The 24,840-nt window shown below is 44.9% G+C and carries 22 protein-coding genes; all 22 read right to left on the bottom strand.

Features of this window, described 5'->3' with window-relative positions; genetic code table 11:
• Positions 1-462: 462 nt before the first annotated feature.
• Entirely contained in the window at positions 463-1,971 is a 1,509-nt protein-coding gene (gene lysS, locus IFO66_RS20740; RefSeq protein WP_192026951.1) for a lysine--tRNA ligase, read from the bottom strand.
• 264 nt (positions 1,972-2,235) lie between these two features.
• Positions 2,236-2,712 carry a transcription elongation factor GreA gene (greA, locus tag IFO66_RS20735; protein WP_192026946.1) on the bottom strand — a complete coding sequence of 159 codons (477 nt, stop codon included), beginning with the start codon at positions 2,710-2,712 and terminating at the stop codon, positions 2,236-2,238.
• A gap of 288 nt (positions 2,713-3,000) precedes the next feature.
• A complete protein-coding gene (dusB, locus tag IFO66_RS20730; protein WP_192026945.1) occupies positions 3,001-4,032 on the bottom strand; it encodes a tRNA dihydrouridine synthase DusB in 1,032 nt (343 codons plus the stop codon).
• 56 nt (positions 4,033-4,088) lie between these two features.
• Positions 4,089-4,292, bottom strand: coding sequence for a helix-turn-helix domain-containing protein (locus IFO66_RS20725; RefSeq protein WP_028595171.1), 204 nt, complete (start codon positions 4,290-4,292; stop codon positions 4,089-4,091).
• Complete coding sequence (gene folK / locus IFO66_RS20720) at positions 4,235-4,798, bottom strand: 2-amino-4-hydroxy-6-hydroxymethyldihydropteridine diphosphokinase (RefSeq protein WP_192026944.1); 564 nt, start codon at positions 4,796-4,798, stop codon at positions 4,235-4,237. Before folK ends, IFO66_RS20725 begins: the two co-directional genes overlap by 58 nt.
• On the bottom strand, positions 4,799-5,176 hold the full coding sequence (gene folB, locus IFO66_RS20715; protein WP_192026950.1) for a dihydroneopterin aldolase: 378 nt from the start codon (positions 5,174-5,176) through the stop codon (positions 4,799-4,801).
• A 165-nt stretch (positions 5,177-5,341) separates the two neighbouring features.
• Positions 5,342-6,205, bottom strand: coding sequence for a dihydropteroate synthase (folP, locus tag IFO66_RS20710; RefSeq protein ID WP_192026943.1), 864 nt, complete (start codon positions 6,203-6,205; stop codon positions 5,342-5,344).
• 34 nt (positions 6,206-6,239) lie between these two features.
• Positions 6,240-7,121, bottom strand: coding sequence for an aminotransferase class IV (locus tag IFO66_RS20705; RefSeq protein ID WP_192026942.1), 882 nt, complete (start codon positions 7,119-7,121; stop codon positions 6,240-6,242).
• Positions 7,122-7,697, bottom strand: a complete 576-nt coding sequence (locus tag IFO66_RS20700; protein WP_192026941.1) for an anthranilate synthase component II — start codon at positions 7,695-7,697, stop codon at positions 7,122-7,124.
• Between the two features lie 231 nt (positions 7,698-7,928).
• Entirely contained in the window at positions 7,929-8,867 is a 939-nt protein-coding gene (gene cysK, locus IFO66_RS20695) for a cysteine synthase A (protein ID WP_192026940.1), read from the bottom strand.
• A 171-nt stretch (positions 8,868-9,038) separates the two neighbouring features.
• Positions 9,039-9,971, bottom strand: a complete 933-nt coding sequence (locus tag IFO66_RS20690; RefSeq protein WP_192026939.1) for a peptidyl-prolyl cis-trans isomerase — start codon at positions 9,969-9,971, stop codon at positions 9,039-9,041.
• Between the two features lie 48 nt (positions 9,972-10,019).
• Positions 10,020-10,934 carry an Hsp33 family molecular chaperone HslO gene (gene hslO / locus IFO66_RS20685; RefSeq protein ID WP_192026938.1) on the bottom strand — a complete coding sequence of 305 codons (915 nt, stop codon included), beginning with the start codon at positions 10,932-10,934 and terminating at the stop codon, positions 10,020-10,022.
• A gap of 117 nt (positions 10,935-11,051) precedes the next feature.
• On the bottom strand, positions 11,052-11,822 hold the full coding sequence (locus tag IFO66_RS20680; RefSeq protein ID WP_192026937.1) for a type III pantothenate kinase: 771 nt from the start codon (positions 11,820-11,822) through the stop codon (positions 11,052-11,054).
• A gap of 4 nt (positions 11,823-11,826) precedes the next feature.
• A complete protein-coding gene (gene nadC, locus IFO66_RS20675; protein ID WP_192026936.1) occupies positions 11,827-12,690 on the bottom strand; it encodes a carboxylating nicotinate-nucleotide diphosphorylase in 864 nt (287 codons plus the stop codon).
• The gene (gene nadB, locus IFO66_RS20670; RefSeq protein WP_192026935.1) at positions 12,683-14,299 is read right to left on the bottom strand and encodes an L-aspartate oxidase; all 1,617 of its coding nucleotides are present in this window, start codon (positions 14,297-14,299) and stop codon (positions 12,683-12,685) included. Before nadB ends, nadC begins: the two co-directional genes overlap by 8 nt.
• A gap of 70 nt (positions 14,300-14,369) precedes the next feature.
• Entirely contained in the window at positions 14,370-15,308 is a 939-nt protein-coding gene (nadA, locus tag IFO66_RS20665) for a quinolinate synthase NadA (protein WP_028595182.1), read from the bottom strand.
• Between the two features lie 244 nt (positions 15,309-15,552).
• Positions 15,553-17,697 (bottom strand): ATP-dependent zinc metalloprotease FtsH, encoded by a 2,145-nt coding sequence (gene ftsH, locus IFO66_RS20660; protein WP_192026934.1) that lies wholly within the window; start codon positions 17,695-17,697, stop codon positions 15,553-15,555.
• A 96-nt stretch (positions 17,698-17,793) separates the two neighbouring features.
• Positions 17,794-18,333, bottom strand: a complete 540-nt coding sequence (gene hpt / locus IFO66_RS20655; protein ID WP_192026933.1) for a hypoxanthine phosphoribosyltransferase — start codon at positions 18,331-18,333, stop codon at positions 17,794-17,796.
• A gap of 168 nt (positions 18,334-18,501) precedes the next feature.
• Entirely contained in the window at positions 18,502-20,082 is a 1,581-nt protein-coding gene (gene tilS / locus IFO66_RS20650) for a tRNA lysidine(34) synthetase TilS (RefSeq protein ID WP_192026932.1), read from the bottom strand.
• A gap of 71 nt (positions 20,083-20,153) precedes the next feature.
• Complete coding sequence (locus IFO66_RS20645) at positions 20,154-21,158, bottom strand: protein kinase domain-containing protein (RefSeq protein ID WP_192026931.1); 1,005 nt, start codon at positions 21,156-21,158, stop codon at positions 20,154-20,156.
• A gap of 22 nt (positions 21,159-21,180) precedes the next feature.
• Complete coding sequence (locus tag IFO66_RS20640) at positions 21,181-21,954, bottom strand: vWA domain-containing protein (protein WP_192026930.1); 774 nt, start codon at positions 21,952-21,954, stop codon at positions 21,181-21,183.
• Between the two features lie 94 nt (positions 21,955-22,048).
• On the bottom strand, positions 22,049-24,550 hold the full coding sequence (gene spoIIE, locus IFO66_RS20635; protein ID WP_192026929.1) for a stage II sporulation protein E: 2,502 nt from the start codon (positions 24,548-24,550) through the stop codon (positions 22,049-22,051).
• Positions 24,551-24,840: the final 290 nt, after the last annotated feature.

Raw genomic sequence — 24,840 nt, 5'->3', positions numbered from 1 at the left:
ATTCATTGCTGAATTTCTTATATCAAACGTTTCACTCGTTGTTCAGTTTTCAAAGAACAATTCGGCTCAGATCACTTATCTTACGACTCGTTTTCTTTCGCTCTCGTTCGCCGTGTTTCTCAGTGGCGACCTTTATAATATATCATTTTCAACTTTCGATGTCAACAATTTTTTTTAAAAGTCATTATTGCTTGTTAGCAACTCGTTTTAATTTGTGTTACGCACCGAAGCGACTTAAATAATTTATCACATAAGCAACAGTAGCGTCAAGCTTTCGCAATAGTCCATATTTAGGTAAATATTTAACGTAGTACCAAGTTTAGTTTTGTTCTATTTCTTCATAATCTATTCCTACATTAACAATTTGTTTTTCTGTTATAACGATACGAATCATTAATTATCGATACAAGTACACCATTATAAATAAAGACCGCGCCTTTAAGACGCGGTCTAAACCATCTATTAGTTGTTAGAACGATCACGCATATGCGGGAACAATAGTACATCACGAATGGACGGTGCGTTAGTAAGCAGCATAACGAGTCGGTCAATTCCGATACCTAGTCCACCTGTAGGAGGCATGCCGTACTCCAACGCACGAATGAAATCATCATCCATTTCATGCGCTTCGTCATTTCCGTGTTCGCGCTCTGTAAGCTGAGCTTCAAAGCGTTGACGTTGATCGATTGGATCATTAAGCTCTGTAAATGCATTCGCATGCTCACGAGCAACGATGAACAACTCGAAACGATCTGTGAATCGTGGATCTTGATCGTTTTTCTTTGCCAGTGGAGAAATCTCCAATGGGTGACCTGTAATAAACGTTGGTTGAATAAGTGTCTCTTCAACAAACTGTTCGAAGAAAGCATTTAGTATGTGACCAAACGTCCAATGCGGCTCCACATGCACCTTATGCTCTTTCGCAAATTGATGAGCCTCTTCCGTCGTCATTTGTTGAGAGAAGTCTACTCCTACAACCTCTTTAACTGCATCCACCATCGATACACGGCGCCATTGCGGCGTCAAATCGATCTTATGACCTTGATAGTTCACTTTTGTTGTACCCAAAACCTCTTGAGCAATATGAGCAACCATATTCTCAGTCAAACTCATGATGTCTTTGTAATCAGCATACGCTTCGTACAACTCGATCATCGTGAATTCAGGGTTGTGGCGAGTAGAAATACCTTCGTTACGATATACACGACCGATTTCATACACTTTTTCCAAACCGCCGACAATCAGACGCTTCAAATGAAGCTCAATCGCAATACGCATATACAATGTCATATCGAGCGCATTGTGATGTGTTACGAACGGACGAGCAGCAGCACCACCTGCAATTGTATGAAGCGTTGGCGTTTCAACTTCCAAATAACCTAAAGAGTCTAAATAGCGACGCATGGATTGAATAATACGAGAGCGCGCAATAAATGTTTGTTGAACGTCTTCGTTCATAATTAGGTCTACATAGCGTTGACGGTAGCGTAGCTCGACGTCTTTAAGGCCATGATATTTCTCAGGTAGCGGATAAAGAGACTTCGACAACACTTCCAAATCAAGCACCTTGATAGACGTTTCGCCAGTCTTTGTTTTGAAAACAATACCACGAACACCTACGATATCACCAAGGTCAAGCATATCGAACGCTGTGTATTTATCTGTAGGAACTGTATCTTGGCGCGCATAAATTTGAATACGGCCAGACAAGTCTTGAACATGGGAGAAGCTCGCTTTACCCATACTACGCTTAGCCATAATGCGGCCAGCAATGCTAACTTCTACTTTCAGTTCTTCTAACTCTTCTTTCGTTGTTCCTGCATACTTGCTTAAAATCTCATTTGCCGTATGTGTACGCGTATATTTCGCACCGAACGGATCGATCCCAAGCTTACGCAGCTCATCCAACTTGTTGCGGCGAATTTGCAATAATTCACTTAACTCTACTTCTTGATTAACGACATCCGTCATCATCGTTCACTCCTTACCTGCAGCCTGCCCACATAATAAAGGTTATGGCTCAATAGTTTAGTCTTATAAATGCATAAGGCGGTAACGGCTTGTCCTTCAAAATGAAGAACAACCGAATACCGCTCCAATGCGTGTCAAAGCCACAAGTTAAGGGGTAGCCATCAATCCCATATGACAACCACGGAAAAAAGCCCCCTGCTGGAAGCTTCTTCACCCCATTCTCATTCCCTAGCTATAAATCCTCTTAACCGTAGCAACGATTTTTTACAGCTTAATTTCTACAATTTTGTATTGAATAACGCCCGCTGGAACATTTACTTCTACGACTGTTCCTTTTTGCTTGCCGAGAATCGCTTTCCCAACTGGGCTTTCGTTTGAAATTTTATTCTTCAACGGATCGGATTCAGCAGTACCTACAATTGTGTACTCCATCGTGTCACCAAACTCCAAGTCTTCTACAATGACAGTAGATCCGATGCTTACCGTATCTGTGTCGATCTCATCATTGTTAATAATGCGCGCATTGCGGAGCATTTTCTCTAACGTAAGAACACGACCTTCGATAAACGCCTGCTCGTTCTTCGCATCTTCATATTCGGAGTTCTCACTAATATCTCCGTACCCGATAGCTACTTTAATCCGTTCCGCCACCTCACGACGTTTAACGGATTTGAGGTTATCTAGCTCTTCCTCCAGCTTCTTCAGACCGTCCTGAGTCAGAATAACTTGTTTATCGCTCATCTTACCGATTCTCCTGTCATGATCAATATTTTCGCACTCCGACCTACCTATGGCCCGGTCGTATTGGAGCGGTTACCCGCACATCCATGCGAATCCCTACTCTCATCATATGGCGTCAAGCTATCATGATGACTGCCTTGAACATGGTTGGAACGCTGAAGCATAGCAACCTTTTTCACTTCAAGGTATGAGGCGAATTTTCTAATGTTGAATTATATGGGATGGATTAGCAAAAGTCAATGAGTGTAAACACCCATCTGTGTAAACGCTTCATCGTAGTGCAACTTACTAATGAACAGCCGAAGCATCCATAGCTGCATCAGGGTTTGCCTTACGGTCAAACAACCCAGCTTTTACTTGTTCGACATATTCACCCAGCATGCGTTCCACTTCGTCACGATGACTCTCTTCCATAATAGCGTCTTTCACACGAGCAGCTCCAGGGAGACCTTTTAAATACCACGCCAAATGCTTACGCATCTCTTTTACAGCCACATTCTCGCCTTTTAGAGCAATTAAGCGATCCATATGCACCAAAGCAATACGAACTTTCTCTTCTGGCGCCGGATCAGGCAGTAGTTCCCCTGTTGTCAAATATTCAATTGTACGATATAGCATCCACGGATTACCGAGTGCACCTCGTCCAACCATAACACCATCGCAACCCGTCATATCCAACATACGCTTCGCATCTTCTGGCGAGAAGACATCACCGTTTCCGATGACCGGAATGTTGACCGCTTCTTTTACTTGTTTAATGTAGCTCCAATCCGCTGTTCCGGAGTATAGCCGCTCACGTGTACGCCCATGCACACTTACTGCTTGACCACCTGCACGTTCAACAGCTTGCGCATTTTCAACTACATAAATGTGATCATCATCCCATCCGATACGCATCTTAACTGTAACGGGTTTGTCGACGGCATCAACAACAGCCGACACCATCTCGTAAATTTTGTTTGGATCCAGCAGCCAACGTGCCCCTGCATCGCACTTCGTAACTTTAGGTACGGGGCAGCCCATGTTAATATCAATGATATCGGCGTTAGAATGCTTATCTACGATTTTCGCTGCTTCGACAAGAGTCGCACGGTCTCCTCCGAATATTTGTAAGCTAAGCGGCTTCTCACGGTCGTCAACATACAACATTTCTCGCGTTCGTTCATTACCATGAACAAGCGCTTTGTCACTAACCATTTCTGCACAGACTAAGCCTGCTCCAAATTCTTTAGCAATTAGACGAAATGCCGGGTTACACACGCCTGCCATCGGGGCAAGTACTACCTGGTTTTTCATTTCGATATTTGCAATCTTCAACAATGTACTCTCGCTCCTTTCCCTGTCAGCGTTCTATGCTGTCTTATTTATTCATTATTTTAGCTGCCAACGAGTTCTTCTACTGTTACGCGCAAAGCCTGCGCGATACGCTGAAGGAGACGATCATCAATTGAGCGATTACCTCGCTCAATCTCACCAATTATTGTGATCGATACATCTGTCATTTCGGCAAGTTCAATTTGTGTCATTCCACGAAGCTTTCGGAAAGCACGAATTCTCTTGCTGAATCGATTCGCTTCCACAGCCGAATTCCTTCCTTTCCTTCCATTGTGCCCAAGGCATCATGGACGAATGCGTACAGTTCATCCGAAGAAGTTACAATATCAGCAAGCGGAACTAGTACGAACAATCGCTCACCCATTCGGGGGTGAGGTAAAATAAGCTTATCTGTTTCCATTTGCGCTCCCTGCATAGACAGTAGATCCAGATCTAGTGTCCGTGGGCCCCAACGAACCTCTCGAACTCTTCCTAGCTGCTGTTCAATATCAAGCATGACATCGAGTAGCTGCTCTGGACTTAATCTAGTTTCTACTGCAGCAGCCATATTTAGAAACGCTGGTTGGTCAACGTACCCGACAGGGTCTGTCTCATATAAAGAAGAGCAATCGAGGACATTCACATCTTCATTTTTATGAAGATAGCGAAGTCCCTCACTTAGTGTACGTTCACGATCTCCAAGATTAGCTCCAAGTGCAATAAACGCTTTTACCCAACCTCTATTGGATGAAGAAGTATGCTGTTCAGGCATCTAGCCTTCGCCCCTCTCTACTTCTTCCACGCGTGCACGCACAATCTCCATGGTAACACCTTCAAAGCGAATGTCAAACGGCGGATTGGGCTTGGTCACGCGTACGGTTATTTCCTCGATTCGAGCGTACGAATCCAGTAATACAGAAGCAATGCGCTCAGCAAGTGCCTCGACTAGTAAGTACGACTCTTCCTCCATAATGACACGAACTGTCTCATGGATAAGCGCGTAATTAATCGATTGATTCAGATCATCATAGAGACCCGCTTCCTGCAAGCCCATTTGCATGTCCAAATCCACGTACCAACGTTGTCCTAATTTTCGTTCTTCTTCAAAAACACCATGCTTACCGAAAAAAGACATACGGTCCATCTTCATTCGATCGGGGCGTACCACACTTTTCCGCGTAGTTGGAGGCAGCTTAGAGTGATGGTCACTTTCTTTATGTAGCATGAGATCAGATTCCTCCCTTATCATTTCCGGTCTATACCTCGTTATTGACGATTGTTGCTCTTTCCATGTTTCAGCTTAAATGGATTGAATCTAAATCTTAATACTTTCTTTATATAGCATCGCATCACTCATCCGAGCAGTACGAACGATTTGCTTTACATCATGGACGCGCACCATTTGACAACCTTGAGCAATGCCCAAAGCAACTGTAGCCGCTGTACCCTCAATTACATCGGTAGCAGGAGCTTCTAATACATTCTGTATGAACCGTTTTCGGGATGTTGCAAGCAGAACAGGATAGCCCAAAGCAACCATTTCATCAAGATGGTGCATTAATTGAAGATTGTCATCACCTGTTTTAGCGAAGCCCATTCCAGGATCTAACCAAATATTTTCGCGTTTCACTCCCGCATCTAACGCCAACTCAGCACTTTCGCGCAGATCCTGCATGACATCCTCAATATAACTCTCGTAATTTCGCTCGGGTCGGTTATGCATCAATATAATCGGGCATTGATAAGCAGCTGCCACCTGAACCATTTCCGCATCTAGCTTGCCACCCCAAATATCATTCATAATATGAGCACCTGCCTCCAGCGCTTGCCTTGCAACCTCTGCTTTGTACGTATCTATTGAAATAGCAGTGTGCGGAAGCTCACGCCGTATTGCTTCAATAACCGGAATCACACGGCGAAGCTCCTCCTCTAACCCAACTGGCTCTGAGCCTGGACGGGTAGATTCTCCGCCAATATCCAAGATGTCAGCACCATCAGCTACCATCCGATGCGCATGTTCCAATGCACGTTCTACATCGGTATAGCTGCCACCGTCTGAAAAGGAATCGGGTGTTACATTTAATATTCCCATGATCAAGGTCCGCTCGGAAAGTGTCAACACTACCTCACCATGCTTACCTAATGCATATTGATGCGTATATATAGTAGGCTTCAGCATAAGCCCCACCCCTTTACTGTCATTCTCTAGTTGCTTATCCGCTTGTCGTCATCTGACGATATCGTTCAAGCAGTTGGTTGGTTACTCTACCAATTGTCCCATCCCCAACAACATATTGCCGCTGCTCTACATCGCATAACAATGTGACAGGAACCAGTTCTTGAATAGAAGTGGTCAGAAATACCTCATCCGCTTCTAATAGATGAGACCAAGTGTACGCCCCTTCTTTATATCGAATACCTTGCTGTTCAGCCAGTTCCAACACAGCAGCACGAGTAATCCCAGGTAAAATACCTGTTTCGATCGCAGGCGTATATAGCTGTCCCGCTGTAATCCAAAACACATTACTTACTACACCTTCAGCAATACTTCCTTCCGCGTTCAGCATCAACCCTTCTGCTCCTTGCAGCGCCGAAGCGTATGTGCCTAATTCCCGCTTCGCAATAATATTGTTCATGTAATGACCTGATTTTACTCGAATTACAGTCTCAGGACTGCTTCTCTTCGTATTCAACAGCTGTAGCGGTTTCCCTGTCTCATATAAAGTTCCGGGTAGCTGCGGCAGTGGCTTAGCAAACACAATAACTTGTGGGTTGGTGTAATCCCCCGTTGGCAACCCATCGCCTTGCTCGCCTGCACTAATGGTTAAACGAATATAAGCCTCAGATAATTTATTCGCAGCCATTACATCCTGAATATGCTGATGCAGCTTCTCCTTATCGAGGAGCAATACTATACCCACTTCGTGACAGGCACTGCACAAACGCTCCAAATGCCTCTCCCATAGAAAGGGCTTGCCACCATAAGTCCTCATCGTCTCAAACAAGGTCATTCCGTACAAAAAACCGTGATCTGCTACTGAAACCATGGCTTCGGAACTTGATTTTAACTCCCCATTCCAACCGATAGTAACCATCTAGCTACTCACTCTCCTGCTAAGGAAGTTTTTCAGCATGTGATGACCGTGCTCCGTAACAATAGATTCCGGATGAAATTGCACGCTTTCTATTAAATAATCTCTATGACGCATACCCATAATTTCACCTTCAGCAGTTTGCGCTGTAATTTCTAGAGCATCTGGCAATGAATTATGTTCAACAATAAGCGAGTGATACCTAGTGGCTGTAAATGGATTCGGTAGCCCTTCAAACACGGACATCCCATGATGATAAATGGATGAGGTTTTGCCGTGCATCGGACGTCCGGCACGAATGACTCGGCCACCGAACGCTTGTCCTATCGCTTGATGCCCTAAACAAACTCCTAAAATAGGAATCCGGCCTTTGAAATGTTCAATGACAGCAAGTGTTATTCCCGCTTCATTTGGTGTGCTTGGACCTGGAGACAGTAAAATATGGTCAGGTTCCAACTGCTCAATTGTTGCAAGATCGATATCATCATTGCGGTAAACGGTAACTTCTTCTCCAAGTTCCGATAAATATTGTACGAGATTATACGTAAAGGAATCATAATTATCGATTACGAGTATCAAAATGACACCCCCATCCTATCCTTATCTATGCGCCAACATGTATGAATGGCGGGCGAATACTAATATTTAATGCGATCTCATCGCCATAGTCAATCATTCTAGCAACCATTATAAAATAAAGAAGAAAATGTATAATGATGAAAAAACCCTGTTAGGTAGACACTTATCATACTCAGTGCCTACCCAGCAGGGATGTTATCGTAAACGATCTATTATAGGATAACGATAGTATTAGTTCTCGAAGCTGAACAATGGTGTACTCAAGTAACGCTCACCATTACTTGGAACAACAGCCACTACACGCTTGCCAGAGCCTAGTTCCTTAGCTAACTTCAATGCAGCAAGAATCGCCGCACCTGAGGAAATACCGCACAAAATTCCCTCTTCCTTAGCTACGCGACGAGCAAGCTCGAAAGCATCGTCATTTTCCACAGTAGTTACTTCATCATAAATATCACGGTTCAAAATATCAGGAATAAAGTTCGCGCCGATACCTTGAATCTTGTGTGGACCCGGCTTGCCTCCAGACAAAATAGGAGAAGCAGCTGGCTCTACTGCAACAATGCGAATGTCCGGGAAGTTCTGTTTCAATACTTCACCTGTACCAGAGATCGTTCCACCTGTGCCGATACCAGCAACAAATCCGTCCAGTTTACCATCAAGCGAGTTAATCGCCTCAACAATTTCTGGCCCTGTTGTTTCACGGTGAATCTTTACATTTGCTTGATTCTTAAATTGCTGTGGAATAAAGTAGTTCGGATTCTCTGCTGCGAGTTCCTCTGCTTTACGTACTGCTCCATTCATACCTTCCGATCCAGGAGTCAAAACAAGCTCAGCTCCGTAAGCACGAAGCAAGTTGCGACGCTCCAAGCTCATTGTCTCAGGCATAACGAGAATAGCACGGTAGCCCTTTGCAGCAGCCACCATTGCGAGACCGATACCCGTATTACCGCTTGTAGGCTCAACAATTGTATCTCCTGGCTTAATGATGCCCTCTTGCTCCGCAACGTTAATCATGCTGATCGCGATACGGTCTTTAACGCTAGCACCCGGATTCTGGTATTCCAACTTCACGTATACCTCAGCACTGCCTTCCGGTACTACACGGTTCAAACGCACAAGTGGTGTATCTCCAATCAATTCCGTTACATTGTTCACGATTCTTGCCATAAGTAACCCTCCTACTATGAGCGTATAATATTATTTCCGACTAATTCACTTGGTTTTAATTACTAATAATATATCAACGATAACCGTTGATGTCAATAACTTGTTTGTAAAATAAGGAAAAGAGCTCTTATAAGAACGTCTGCCGTTTTCTTATAAGAGCTCTTTCTTGTTCTATGAATGTGTGCTCTTCCATTGCGCAGCGTACTTGTCTCGAAGCTGCTTCTCTACCTCCCGCAAAGGAGGTGCCTTTGAAAGCGCTAGGTCACGAGATACCTGCTCGCGAATGGTCATTCGATCCTCAGGTTCAACATCTCTTCTGCCAGACAACAATATAATAGCATAGCCGTCCTTCACCTTAATCGGTCTTGAATAATCACCGACCTCCATAGCCGCCGCGGCTGCAAGCTCATTGGAATCAATAAATGGATCATCATCTTCAACCCAACCTAGCTTGCCCTCTTGCTCAACTGTGTAAGGATCCGTAGATATTTGACCAGCTAATGCACCAAATGAGATACCTTCACCGAGCCGTTTTAGAGCTTGTTCTGCATCTTTAAATGTATCGACTACGATATGCGACAATTCATAAGCGACAGGATGATACTCTTGACGATTTTCTTTAAGGTACTGACTAATCTCTTCTTCTGTTACGCTGATGTCCCGTATTGCAATTTTCTCAAGCAGCAAATTGTACGTTGCATCCTCTCGAATCTGTTCAGGCGTCAATCCTAATTGCTCCTGCATGGCTAAATAGTACGCTTCCATACTTTCATAGCCGGCCATCTGTTTACGAATCTCTGCCTCAACTTCCTTGCTCGTTACTTGCACATCAAGTGCTTGTGCCTCCTGATCCACCGCTCGCTTGTTAAGCATTTGCTCCATTACGATAGAGCCATATTGCTTCTTCAACTCATCTACCCACTGTGATTCTGTAATCTGATCACTACCCACAGAGGCAACGACCGATGAACCACCACCCGGAAGACGAATCGTACCCACATCTGAACGATCAATAAGACGAAACAAGAGCACACATCCCAACACAAGTACGCAAGAAAACAACACGATAATACAGCCCCATAAGCTTTTAACTTCCTTTGTCATATGGCAGCTTCCCTGTCCTTGTGAATTGACTTCTTTATCTCTAACTTCCTACGTGTCTAGTCGCTCAACCAAAGTAGTTAAATCCTCTTTATTAAACTGATAAGCCTCGTTACAGAAATGACAAACGACTTCTGCCTGCCCTTCCTCTTCAATAAGATCGTTCAATTCTTGCTTACCTAGGCTAATTAATGTCGCCTCCACACGATCACGGGAACATTGACAGCGGAATTCAATCGGATGCGTATCCATGATTTGTACATCATCTACGATCTGGCCAAGCAGCTCTTCAAGCTCAAGCCCTTGATCCAACAATGTCGTCACTGGCGGCAGCACACTTAGAGATTTCTCAATCTTCGTAATCTGCTCATCGCTCAAGCCTGGCAACAGCTGAATAATAAATCCACCCGCATGAAGAACCGTATTGTCGGTATCTACTAGAACGCCTAATCCTACAGCTGATGGTGTTTGTTCAGATGTAGCAAAGTAATACGTAAAGTCCTCACCCAGCTCACCCGAAACAATAGGAGAACTCCCCCGATAAGGCTCTTTAAGCCCCAAATCTTTAATGATGTGAATGAATCCATCACGACCAACTGCACCTGCGACATCTAACTTGCCTTCACTATTACTTGCAAGATGGACTTGCGGGTGTGTCGCATAACCACGCACTTCCCCTTTAGCGTTGGCATCTGCCACAATTTTACCAATTGGGCCGTCGCCATTTACTTGCACAGTCAGCTTCTCTTCACCTTTAAGCATTGCTCCCATCATCGCAGCTGCAGTAACCGTACGGCCAAGCGCAGCCGTAGCTGTAGGATAAGTCTGATGACGGCGTTGTAATTCATCGACTAGCTTCGTCGTACGAACCGCAAATACACGCACCTGTCCTTGCATAGCCATACCACGCACAAGCATGTCTGAACGATTTTCTGTCGTTGTTTGTTCTGCATTTACTTCTATCATTTCAATTGATGCCTCCCGTTCCTACATACACTTAGACGCGAATACAGCCATTTAGGTTACGCATCTAAAAGCTTTCTTTATATTTACTATTTGTTATGTTTGTTAATTATATCGACTTTATTTGTTCCGAAGATAAATTAAGCGCAATCCTTCCAAGGTTAACAGCGGATCTGTCTTGTCGATGGATTTAGATTCACTTGCTATCATCTCAGCTAACCCGCCAGTTGCAATGACAAGCGGCTTTGTTCCAAGCTCATCTTCAATACGACCAACAATTCCATCAACCTGTCCAGCATACCCGAAAATAATACCCGCCTGCATCGAATGCACTGTATTTCTTCCAATGACTGATTTCGGCTTCGTCAATTCAATACGTGGTAGCTTGGCTGCACGTTGATAAAGTGCCTCCGTAGAAATGCCAATACCGGGTAGAATAGCCCCACCCAAATAACTACCTTGCTCATCAATTACATCAAAAGTTGTTGCTGTACCAAAGTCAACAACAACAAGCGGCCCGTGACCGCCATATTGGTCAATCGCAGCAACCGCATTCACAATACGATCTGCGCCTACTTCTTTCGGGTTCTCATAGCGTATGTTCAATCCTGTCTTTACACCAGGACCTACAACAAGCGGTGTATGCTTCAAATATTTCGTACACATTTCCTCAATTGTACGCATAATAGGTGGCACCACAGACGATATGATAACCCCGTCGAGATCGTTAATAGCCACTCCCGCCATCGAGAATAAATTATTGATCATCACACCATACTCATCTGAAGTTGCTTGACGATTAGTCGATAAGCGCCAATGATGGAGCAGCGTGCTCTCTTCATACACACCTAGTACTATGTTGGTATTGCCTATATCGACGACCAATATCACAACGTTAACCTTCTTTCTGTTCATTCAAATCAAGACTTATATCCAAAGCATGGAACGAATACGTAAGCGCACCAACTGAAATAATATCTACACCCGTTAATGCCTTATCACGAATTGTATCCAGATTTACGCCACCGGATGCCTCAATCAATATATGAGGAGAATGGGAGCGAATAACTCGGACTGCTTCACGCATCTGTTCCAGCTGCATATTGTCGAGCATAATAATATCAGCCTTTGCCTCCAGCGCTTCCTGTACTTGCTCCAAACATTCCGTCTCTACTTCCACTTTCATGGTGTAGGGAATGTGCTGTTTAGCCCGAGCAACCGCTTCACGAATACCACCGGCACCTTTAATATGATTATCCTTGATCATAACTGCATCATACAACCCAAAGCGATGGTTTGATCCTCCACCAACTCGGACTGCGTACTTTTCCAATGCACGATGACCAGGCGTCGTCTTACGAGTATCAACGAGTCTAACTTCAAGATCAGCTATCGCTTGTACATAAGAAGATGTTTTAGTAGCAATGCCAGATAAACGCTGCATCATATTCAATGCTAACCGCTCACCTTGCAAAATACTAGCTGTATTGCCTTCCACTTCAGCCAATACCGTCCCTTTGGAAACACGATCTCCTTCTTGCACAAGGGCATGGAATCGCAAGCTAGAATCAACTACTTCAAATACAGCTTCTGCAACAGGAAGGCCTGCAATGATTCCTTCTTCCTTCGCATGAATAATACCTTTTGATAAGTGACCTTGAGGAATGGTAAACGCAGTCGTTACGTCCCCAGTACCAATATCCTCACGTAACCATGCAGTTATTTGATCACGCAGCATAAGCCGTTCGATATTAAACATGAGCAATTCTCTCCTCTGTTATCCCTTGTCCCCGTTGAACGAGCGTATGCTTCAACCACCGTTCATCACTACGCTCTGGATAATCCAACCGATAATGAGCACCACGGCTCTCTTGCCGCCATTGCGCACTATCTGTGGTCAGCTTGGCACAAGTAAGTAAATTCGCAAATTCGAAATCTTCTCGCCGTGTTAATCTAGCTTGTAAGAAACCAAACTGACGCTGCAATTCTTCTTGACCTTTGCTGAGGCTTTGTTCATCTCGATGCAGCCCAACGTAACGAACCATGACCTTTTGCAGCTTCAAACGACGCTCGACGACAGCCTGTATCGGCAAGTCCTTTCGCCCATCATCACACGCTAGCTTTGCATTCAACTCTGACATAGGCTCAAGTGTATCGATGCGCTCCACGATTCGTCTTCCGAATACGATTGCCTCCGATAGTGAATTACTGGCCAGACGATTAGCACCATGCACACCTGTAGAGGAAGCTTCACCACAAGCAAACAATCGCGTTAGATTGGTCTCACCATTTAAATCTGTCTTTACACCACCCATCGTATAATGCGCAGCTGGTGCAACAGGAATCCAATCACTAGATAAATCGAGCCCATACTGTAAGCATGTTTCATAAATAGTTGGGAAACGATGCTTAACCATCTCTTCTGATTCATGCGTCATATCTAAGTATACAAAGGTTGACTTCGTCTCTTCCATCTCACTTACAATCGCTCGAGCCACAATATCACGTGGAGCCAATTCGAGCTGTGGATGGTAGTTACTCATAAAGCGCTCACCTTTAATATTTCGTAAAATAGCTCCTTCACCACGCACAGCTTCCGATACTAGAAAACGAGGAGCACCTGGATAACAAAGTGCCGTGGGATGAAACTGAATAAACTCCATATCTTGTATAATCGCTCCAGCTCGATAAGCCATTGCAATACCATCTCCAGTAGCAACCTCAGGATTGGTCGTGTAGCGATACATTTGTCCTGCTCCGCCTGTACATAGCACAGTCGCCTTCCCAGTTAAGTATAAACGTTCTCCCGTTGGCCGTTGAATAAGAGCGCCCCGACATTCGCCCTCATGGACCATGAGATCTATCGCAAAATGATCATCCCATACTTCAATATTAGGAATCGTTCCTACCTTGTCAGCAAGAGCACGGACAATTTCAAAGCCCGTTGCATCACCTTGCGCATGCAGAATACGACGGTGACTATGAGCACCTTCTTTTGTTAAGGCAAGCTCTCCATTTTCCAGATCGAATGTCGTGCCCATCTTCATAAGTTCTTTTACGCCTTCAGGCCCTTCGTGTACAAGTGCATCTACAGCTCCTTCTACACAGAGACCTGCTCCAGCAAAAAGCGTGTCTTGTCGATGATATAATGGCGAATCATCATCTGCGATAACAGCAGCAATGCCGCCTTGGGCGTAACGCGTATTGCTGTCGAATACTGATTTCTTCGTAATGAGTGTTACCCGATAGTGTTTGCTCGCCAAAATAGCGGTATATAGACCAGCTATACCAGCTCCGATAATAATAACATCTGTCTCCACTTGTGGCAGGGTATCTAAAGAGAAATCAACTAAGTAACGCGGTATCATGACCGTTCACTCCTTCTATCTTTATACCTCTACTAACTTACGATAGGCTTGAACAGAAGAGTAGCGCATGCTACTTTACCTGTAACATGCGCTCCAATGATAGCCGTGCTTGCTCAGCAACATGTGGCGGCACATAAATTTGCGGCGCCATGTTCTCCAAACACTTCACTAGCTTCTTTAAATTGTTCACCTTCATATTCGGACATACCAAATACTTCGTAGCAAAGTGGAATGACTTATGAGGACTGTCTTTCCGAAGCTGATACCCGGTTCCGTCCTCAGTACCCACAATAAATTCTGTACATTCTGAATCTCTACAATATTCAAGTATGGCTGTTGTACTACCTACAAAGTCTCCCATCGCAACCACTTCAGGGCGACACTCTGGATGAACGACGAATTGAGCATTCGGATACTGAGCTTTCATTTCCACAACATCCTTGACTGTAAGCATGTCGTGCGTATTACAATATCCTTCCCAAATAATCATTTCTCGACCTGTCTTCTGCTGTACATAATGACCTAGATTCTTGTCAGGCACCCAAATAATTTCTTCCGCATCCAACGACTCGATCACCTTCACCGCATTGGATGAAGTACAGCATATATCGGTTTCCGCCTTTATATCAGCGGATGAATTAATATATGTAACCACCTTAGCATTCGGATGCTGAGCCTTCAACTTTCGAAGACCATCAACATGGACCATATCTGCCATTGGACAGCCGGCACGTTCATCAGGAATGATAACCGTTTTGTTCGGTGCTAGTATTTTAGCGCTCTCACCCATAAAGTGAACTCCGCAAAATACAATCACTTCCGCATCTGTCTGTGCGGCTTTTTGAGCCAATAAAAAAGAATCCCCTCGAAAATCTGCCACTTCTTGAATCTCATCTCGCTGATAATAATGAGCTAAAATAATAGCGTTTCTTTCTTTCTTCAACTGCTCAAGCCGCTCGCGCAGCTCGCGATTCTGCTCTTCTTTGCGCGCTAATGCCAATGCTTCCAATTGCACGTAGGACCCACTCCTTGGCCTTGTCATTAACACTTAATTTACACAACGGTAGTACGTGTGTCAATTCACAAATACAGCTCAAGTAATAACTAATCACCTGATATTTCATGCTTAATCACCGTCAGCCGCCCTGATGCGCCGAAAACTAATTTTTTCTAATTTAAAAAAGCATAAAAATAAGAGCACACCTAAAAGGCGTGCTCTTATCTAAATGAACAGCAGACTAAGCTACTGTTGTTTACTTATCTTCACCCTTCTTCTCCACATCAGGAGTTGAAGAATCATTCGTCGTTGTTTGTTCAAGATTAACTGCTGGCTTTTCCTCATTATCAGGCTTACCAACCAGATTAACCTTCACATCACTTGTACGATTGTTATCCGATGGAGGAAGAATATCCACATGCGGTTCTTCCTTAGATTCCGTTGGCTGCTCCACAGAAGTTGGAGCTTTCTCAGCGTTATCTTCGGATGTAACCGTTGTTTCCTTCTTGCTCAATGTTACGGATGGACCGCTAGTTGTTGTATCCGAATCAGCCAACTTACCAGTGTCGATAAGTTCTTTAATCTGTTCGAAATCAAGCGTCTCTTTCTCAAGAAGCGTCTGTGCGATAAGATGAACTTCACGCTCATGCTTCTTAAGCAAGTTTCTTGCAATATCGTAGCAAGAGGTAATCATAGCTTGCATCTCTTGGTCGATTTGATAAGCAATCGTATCCGAGTAGTTCTGCTCATGTCCAATATCACGACCGAGGAACACTTCGCCTTGACGATTACCGAACTGCATCGGACCAAGCTTATCGCTCATACCGTACTCCATAATCATGCTGCGCACGATGCGTGTTGCTTGTTGGAAGTCACTATAAGCCCCTGTACCGATCTCGCCGATGAAGATTTCTTCAGCGACACGACCACCGAGTAGACCCGTTACTTTATCCAACAACTCTTGCTTCGTAACGAGCATACGATCTTCCTTCGGTAGCATAATGACGTATCCGCCTGCTTTACCGCGTGGAATAATCGTAACTTTATGAACCATATCAGCATGCTCTAAGAAGTAGCCAATAATCGTATGACCAGCTTCGTGGTACGCCACAATACGCTTCTCACGGTCACTAATCATGCGGCTGCGCTTCTCAGTACCAACGATGACACGGTCAATTGCTTCATCGATGTCTTGCATAATGATTTCTTTATGGTTCTTACGAGCGGCTAGAAGCGCTGCTTCATTCAACAAGTTCTCAAGATCTGCACCCGTGAAACCAGTTGTCCGCTTCGCAATTGTGTTCAAGTTAACATCTTTAGCTAACGGCTTGTTGCGTGCATGTACATGCAACACGGATTCACGGCCTTTAACATCTGGGCGATCTACCGTAATCTGACGGTCAAAACGTCCCGGACGAAGCAAGGCTGGATCCAAGATGTCAGGGCGGTTCGTCGCTGCGACGATAATAATACCTTCATTAGCACCGAAGCCATCCATCTCAACAAGCAATTGGTTAAGCGTTTGTTCACGCTCGTCATGACCACCGCCGACTCCAGCTCCACGCTGGCGACCAACTGCGTCAATCTCATCAATAAAGATAATACATGGTGCATTCTTCTTTGCATTCTCGAACAAATCCCTTACACGGGAAGCACCAACACCGACGAACATTTCGACGAAGTCAGAACCAGAGATACTGAAGAATGGCACACCCGCTTCACCTGCTACTGCACGCGCAAGAAGTGTCTTACCTGTTCCCGGAGGACCGTTCAACAGGACACCTTTAGGAATACGTGCACCAAGTGCTGCAAACTTGCGAGGGTCTTTAAGGAACTCAACGACCTCAACAAGCTCCTGCTTCTCTTCATCTGCACCAGCTACGTCCTCAAACGTAACTTTCTTCTTCTCTTCATTGTACAAGCGAGCACGGCTCTTACCAAAGTTCATAACCTTGCCGCCGCCACCTTGGGCTTGATTAAACAAGAAGAAGAACAGGATGAACATAATAATTAACGGAAGGAAGGAAGTTAAAAGCGTTAGCCAAATGCTAGGCTCCTTCATCTTCACCCAATCAACCTTCAGATCCTTCTGCGTATCAGTAGCTTTTGTAATCTCTTCTACAGCCGAATCAGTGTCCGGTATGTAAGTAACAAACTCCTTGGACTTAGTCCCTGCTGGGGCATCTTTAGGAATGTTCTTATATTTACCGATGACTAGGTTGGATCGACCTTCATATTGAACTTTAAGTTCTTCTATATTACCGGCTGCTAGTTCTTTACGGAACTGGTCGTATCTTGGATTGTGAGCGGCTTCTTTCCCACTGCCTAAAAACTGGGCGATCCCCACTACAACCAGAAAAATAATTAGATAAAAACCAGAGTTCTTGATGAAGCGACTCATCCCCTACCTCCTCTCAAAGACACGAAATTATTGTATCATAGCATGTCTCGCCATCACAACTCGACGCAACAGCAAATAGGTGCGACATGCTGCTGATTATTTACTGTAAATGTGTGGCTTTAGAACACCGATGTAAGGGAGATTACGATATTCTTCGGCATAATCAAGACCATAGCCAACGATGAACTCATCCGGAAGTACAAATCCTTTGTAATCAGCTTCCATATTTGCAGAGCGTCTTGCAGGCTTATCGAACAAGGTTACTACTTTGATAGTAGCTGCCTTGCGTCCCTCTAGAATGTTGATCAAGTAGCTCAATGTAAGCCCTGTATCAATAATATCCTCTACAATGAGTACATCTCGACCTTCAACAGAAACATCCAAGTCCTTCAAAATACGAACGACTCCAGAAGACTCTGTAGATGCACCGTAGCTGGAAACAGCCATAAAGTCCATTTCCATTGGTACTTCAATGCGCTTAACCAAATCAGCCATAAATATAAATGCGCCTTTTAGTACACAAATGACAAGCGGCTTCTTGCCAGCATAATCGCGAGTTAGCTGTTCGCCCAACTCGTTTACTCTCGCCTGAATCTCTTCTTCACTTATTACTACTTTCTCAATGTCGTTATGCAATGATGGGCCCCTCCTAGAGTGAATACTAATACTTATGTAGTCCATTCCACCTTGATACGCCATTCACATCAATAGACGATACAAAAATTAGAAATAGACCCATATAACCAGCAAGCAGGCATCTGCCGCGCTGCATACAAGATAACGGGAATCCGCCATGCACATTACCTAGATGTTAGTCTCCAAAGACAAATAAAGCATTGTGTCGGTATGAACCTGCACGAGTGCCTGATCAGAGCGACGTATGCCCGGCACCCAAAGTACCGTTCCGTTACGATCTGTTACGATTGGATAAACCTCTCGTAGTGACGCAGGAACTTTAGCATCGACGAACATATCTTGCACCTTTTTGCTTCCATTTAGTCCTTGAATCCTCATCCGGTCACCAGACTGCCTTGTGCGTATGCGGATTGGCCATTCCAATGCATCTGCATCGAATGCTGCATCATATGTCCCAACTGCTGTCGAGCTGCTTGATTTCCGCGATGTAATACGCCAATGAAGCGTTGAGGCGTGGAACGGAATAACCACACAACCTGCCTCATTAGGACGCTGCAAAGTTATGGTCTGTTCCTCATTCAACTGTTCCATGCGGGGAAATGGTCGTAGCCAGAGCAGTTGGCCATATTCACGTCGGCATTCCATGCCTTGGCCTATATCCGTCTTCCAAGTGGAAGGTACGTCACGTAGCGTTGCTAGTCGAACGCGCTCAATGGTGTCATAATCAATCGGATCCGCTACTTTATAAAGATAATTTAATATTAGTTTAATCAATCTACGTTGTAAAGCGACATGTAGCTTCAAAAAGTCCTCTCGTGCCACGATACATCCCGCTTCATAGAGCGTTCGATATACCTCGACCCTCGAAACATGATTCCTGACACTGGAAATATGTACACCTGTCTCTACATCCCACTTCTCAACATAGCTGCTATACCACGCGTTTGCTTCCTGCTCCATCCAGTCATGATCGGCTCGGAGCGTATCTGCAATCCGACAAATGGAGTGTACAGCCTGAGGGTTCTCCTGTTCAAGCAATGGCATAATATCCAATCTTAAACGATTGCGCAAATACGTTCTTTTCTCATTGCTGCTATCCTCAGCATATTGAATTTGCTCTTGTGCACATATGTCGACAATGTCCTTTTTTCGCATATCCAGCAACGGTCTTATGTAATGGAATAAAGGTGCTGCCTCAAGAGAGACGCTACTACTTTGTGTGTCATCTGCCCGTCTCCAAGACATACCTGCCAAGCCGCCAGTCCCTGCCCCGCGTAACATACGCATCAGAACGGTTTCTGCTTGATCGTCAGCATGGTGGGCTAATGCTATGTAGGAAGCTCCATATTTTCCTGCGATTTGACGCAAATATGTATAACGCAGCTCTCTTGCTGCTGCCTGGGCATTCATCTTTTGTTCTGTTGCATAAGAAGGTGCATCTACCCTTGCGATCTCACAGGGGAGTCCAATTAATTGTGCCTCTCTACGGACAAGCTCGGCCTCTACGTCCGATTCTTCTCCTCGAAACCCATGATGGACATGTGCAACAATGACCTGCCTAGGGGCAACATCTACATGTTGACGTAGGGCAGCAAACATATGCATCATCAACATGGAATCTGGACCTCCAGATACAGCCAGCACTACACTGTCTCCTTGTTTCCATGAGCAGTGCTGTTGTAGCAACTGTGCCCGTTCCTCAAGCCAATGCGCCCATCCCTCTGTATGATCTGCCTTGCTTGCTGTCATTGTTGGTCCTCCAGCCTATTAACCAATACTATTATGGTTTATTCATCCGCTCATAAATTTTAATTACATAATCATGACATCAGCAAATCTTGTATCCAACGCTCATGCCAAGCCCAATATCCGATACTAATTAACAATAAAAGAATAGAGACACCAAATGACCATTTCAACCAACTTGGAGTGGGTATAGGTCTACGCGGTATAGTTCGCCCTACTTGCCTTGTTATTCGCTGCCATTCTTGAAAAGCCCTTCTTGAATCACTGAATTTACCTGACAACGCCTTATAGTACCATTCTCGATAAGGGATGAGCACAGCATTGGAGTCAATGATATGAAGCAGCTCATCCATCTGACGGGTCTGCGGAAGTGAGCCCTTCATGACTCGCTTAAATGCGCTGTCCTGGCATAAATGGATCGTCATTACGGCAAACGAAAACAGATCGTAGCCGACATCAGCCGCCCTAGAGCCGGCATTCCAGAATCCACGATCATACCATTCCGTAAATTGCTTAACACTTTTCCCCAGCTGAGTAAGCCCGCCGTAATCGATCAGATCTACGTCACCATTTGGCTTGACCTTAATATGCTCCAACTTCAGATCACCAAAAATAAAGCCTTGCTCATGCAGCGTTGCAAGCCGCTCCAGCACTTGGCCACACAATGGCCCAAACCAGTCAGAGCCTCTACTGCTTACAAACGACTGCACAGATTGCCCTGATATGTAACGCATCACATAGAAAGGGCGTTTACCGACTCCCGCTTCCCAGTCATCTGCTTCAATGAAATAAGGAGAAAGGGGGCTGCCTCGATGATGATTCAACCCCTGATTCAGTCCAAGCTCCAAAGCACGTATAGCATTGATCTCCGACTGAAACTCGATCGTATCAGCCCCTAACTTCAACGCATAACGAGTACTCCCCGTCCTAACGCTCTCATCCTCAGCTAACGCCGCGACAAGATAAACGACTCCATTAGAGCCTTGTCCAAGGCATCGCTCAATGCGATAGCTTCGTTTATTCCATAATCCTGTAATGACAGCACCTGTGCTAAGCTTTTCGTTACGTAGCTGCTTCATTTGAAAACTTCTATTGTTCCGATTATAAGACGTAGTCACTCCATACCCCGTCCGATCCATATTCATGTTGGCGAGCAGGTATGTCGCCATATTGTTCACTATGATTATAACTACTATCATATTGGCAATAGTCCAGCACATGCAAGAGGGCAGGCCCTGTAGGTGTCGTTCCTCGCATCGGGATTCGATGCAGCAGTCGCTTCATTTTACTTAAATCACTCGCCCACTCCACATCCAACTTAGCCGGCTCATCACTGTGATTACCCGGAAAGTGAAACACAGCAATCTCACTTTTCCCCTGCCGTGCCTGTAAACTAAGCATCAAATCACGTATCGCCTCTTCCACAGACGGAAGCTTGGGCTTCATACTTGCACTTGCATCAATAAGCAAAGCAACTCTCAAGGAGGATTGTTCGCTCATTTCATCCATAACACGAACCACCTCGGCTCGCTGCGAAGGTGGCAGTGCTTCCACAGACGTTCCTCCTTCCTGCCTTCCTAGAATATGCTTCAGTTCATGATTAACGACTTGATGAATCGTCTGGACAACCGTCTTACGAGTCATCTGCTGAATCGTATAGGACAAATTCCTTTGATTCACAACTCGACTAACACCGCCCCCCATTCTAGCAATCTCTTCTATTTCAGCCGCTCCATATTCGCCAATGGTACCATCGTCTACAATTCCCACTACATTTACCACAATACCAGCCTCACGTGCCTGTGCCGCTGCCACTGCTGGCTGAATACCAACATTTGAGCACCCATCCGTAATAAGTAGTATTTGTTTTAACATAGGTATTGCCCTCCTATCGATAGTTACTAGCTTCTATTTCGCTACTAGTGTTGCCGAATAGAGAGAGCTTTAATCTTATATCACCTCCTGTTATCTAGCTTACTGTAAGAGGACGCTCGAACTGCTTCTCCCCTCCTGACCAATATAAGGTTGCCCATTGTGGTATATGACGATCTAGACGCGCAACAACAACCGTCATGTCATCAACAATATCGCCTTGGGAATAGCGAACAACCGTATCGAGTAGCACGTCTGCAATTTCCTGCGGTTCGTCCGTCTCCATCTCCGCAATAAGCCGCTTCAGCCAAATATCTTTGTTCAGCGCTGGACCTGGGGCATCATAAACACCATCGGACATCATAATAAGTAGATCTCCTGGCTTCAGTGTCATATGCATTGCTTCTACATCTATATCTTGTAAAATACCAAGTGGTAAATTGCCGATGGCTACCGCATGAACATCTCCTCCACTCTTCACAAAGCTCGGGATAGACCCACTTTTCATCAACGTAGTTTGTGCAGAATAGAGATCGATGACGGCAAGATCGACCGTCGCATATACCTCCTCAGGTGAACGAACCATGAGGATCGAATTCACGGATTGAATAGCTAACTTCTCATCCATGCCGGACTGCAGCAGCTGAGATAACACAGTTAGCGCTGTACTACTCTCTAATTGAGCTCGCTCCCCATTCCCCATTCCATCACTCAATGCAACCGCATATTTTCCCCCACCAAGCTCCACAGCATGATGGCTGTCACCGGATAAAATTCCCCCTCCTTTAGCTGCTGCAGCTACACCTACTGCTACTTCAAATGATTTTGCAGATACAAATGTAACAAGTCCTTCTCCTTCCACAGCCGTTGATCGTTCATCTCGAACTGATATTTGTTCTCCCAAAATATCCGACAATAAAGGCGCAATTAATTTACGGCACTCATCGTAACCTTCCGTAAATGAATGAACCATTTCTATTTCCACATGACCTCTATCAAGCGATAAAATATCTACGTGATGAACAGACAGACCCAACTCCTCCATCGCATGCCGGATCTGTTCCTCCTGCATAAACATTTCTCGCCCTTCCCGCTGAATCTCTTGAGCAAGATCATCCATCACTTTGGATACTCCGGCCAACTGCTCAGATACGAACGTACGGCTATCTTGAATTTGCTTGCGCCATACTTGATCTGAACGATAGCGTTCCACTTGATCCTTCATGACATGCAGCACTTGTCCTGCTTTAGGGCAGGCATCTTTCCATCGTTTTGGGATTTGCCGTTCACGGAAATCAGGCTCTTCCTCCACGGCATGCAGCATTTCATTCATCCATGTGACCGTTTGTAAATACTTACTGCTCCAGCAAGCATTTTGACGCGGGCAGCCACTGCATGTCTTATCGCATGCAGCCGCAATGAACGAATTGTATTCCTCCTCTTTACGGCGCATCTCTCCATATCCTGTGAGCTGATTAAAGCTTTTCGATAGCTGCTTGAATAACTCAGAGAACTGCATCACACGTTCAGCTGTCATATCTCGTACTCTTTTTGCATATTCATGTTGGGACTTGAGATGTTCCTGTGTCCCCGGTATATATTTGGCTAAGGTTAAAGTTAATCCGCGCGGGGTAAGTAGAAATAAAGTCGCTGCTGCGATCGTTTCCCAAGTTGAAGTAAGTGCCCCTGTTGAAGGGCCCAAGTAAACGGATAAGATGGCAGTTCCCAATAGCATGCCGAACGCGACTGCCCAGCGCCGGCCTTCTCTCATTAATCCAGCTAACAAGCCGGCAAATGCCAATAGACTCATTTGCATCATCGAACCTGGTGCAGCCAAGCTCAAGATGAGCCCCAGCACAACCCCGACTGATGCGCCAAGCGGAGCACCGCCAACGAAGGCGAAGAGCATGACAAGATAACGGGATAATACATGATCAACTTGGAGTCCTTGTATGATCCATCCTACTGCTCCTGTCATTAATGAGGCGAGTAAAATCATGAGGCAGACAACTTCGTCAATACGAAGTGTGTAGTTACGCTTAGATAGCGTGAGGACTGGCAGCGCCTGAACAAATACAAGTGTCAGCATAAAACCGAGCATCGCATCAGTAACGTCCATCGCGAAACCGTACCAAGTGAAACGATCCACAACAAACGTCATAAATAAGTGAACGAGTAAATTAGCACCGAACACCATAAATGGTGCATAGTTTAACTCTGATTTCTCATAGGCCTTTAAACCACGCTGTAAAAGAACGATAACGAGAAGCTGCATAGCAATCATGACAGTCGTCGGCTCTGAGGCAAACAAACTGCCCGCCAATACAGCTGTTCCGCTCCATATGGCCATTTCCGGCCTTGTAAAATACATAACCGCAAAGAAGGCAGAAGCAAACGGGAACAAGTCTTCTAAGATGACCGCTCTTCCTAGTAAAAATCCAACACATAGAATGATAATGGTCCATTTGCGCGTGCCGATCAATTGCTTAAACCGCTCATAACGCCAACGCTTAGCCCCGGCCTCCAATGTAGTAGCATGTTGTTGGAATGCCTCATTCAATCTATTAACTGGAAAAGGAATCACTTTTGTCTTGCTCATGTTCGATGCACCACCTAATCTCTTAATTTGTGTCTCTTATTATAGATAGACAAATAGGAAACGTTTGTCAGAACATGATCTTGTATACCAAAAAGTTTCCGACACGTACTGAGCCACTAGCGCGCAGCCGTCGATTATAGATGCGTCAAGGGGTTTTAGCCCTCACCCTATACACATAGACCAATAGAAGTATCGCCTATTTGTCGCAATCCGCTACACCCATGAACGGCAAAACGCCCTGATCTTGCAAATTATCAAGGGAGAAGCTGTCGCAAAGAGTGAGCAGGACG

The sequence above is a fragment of the Paenibacillus arenosi genome (assembly GCF_014841135.1).
GTDB classification, from domain to species: Bacteria; Bacillota; Bacilli; order Paenibacillales; family Paenibacillaceae; genus Paenibacillus_B; species Paenibacillus_B arenosi.
Note: the sequence above shows the minus strand (reverse complement) of the source record. Positions and strands in the feature narration are given on the sequence as shown.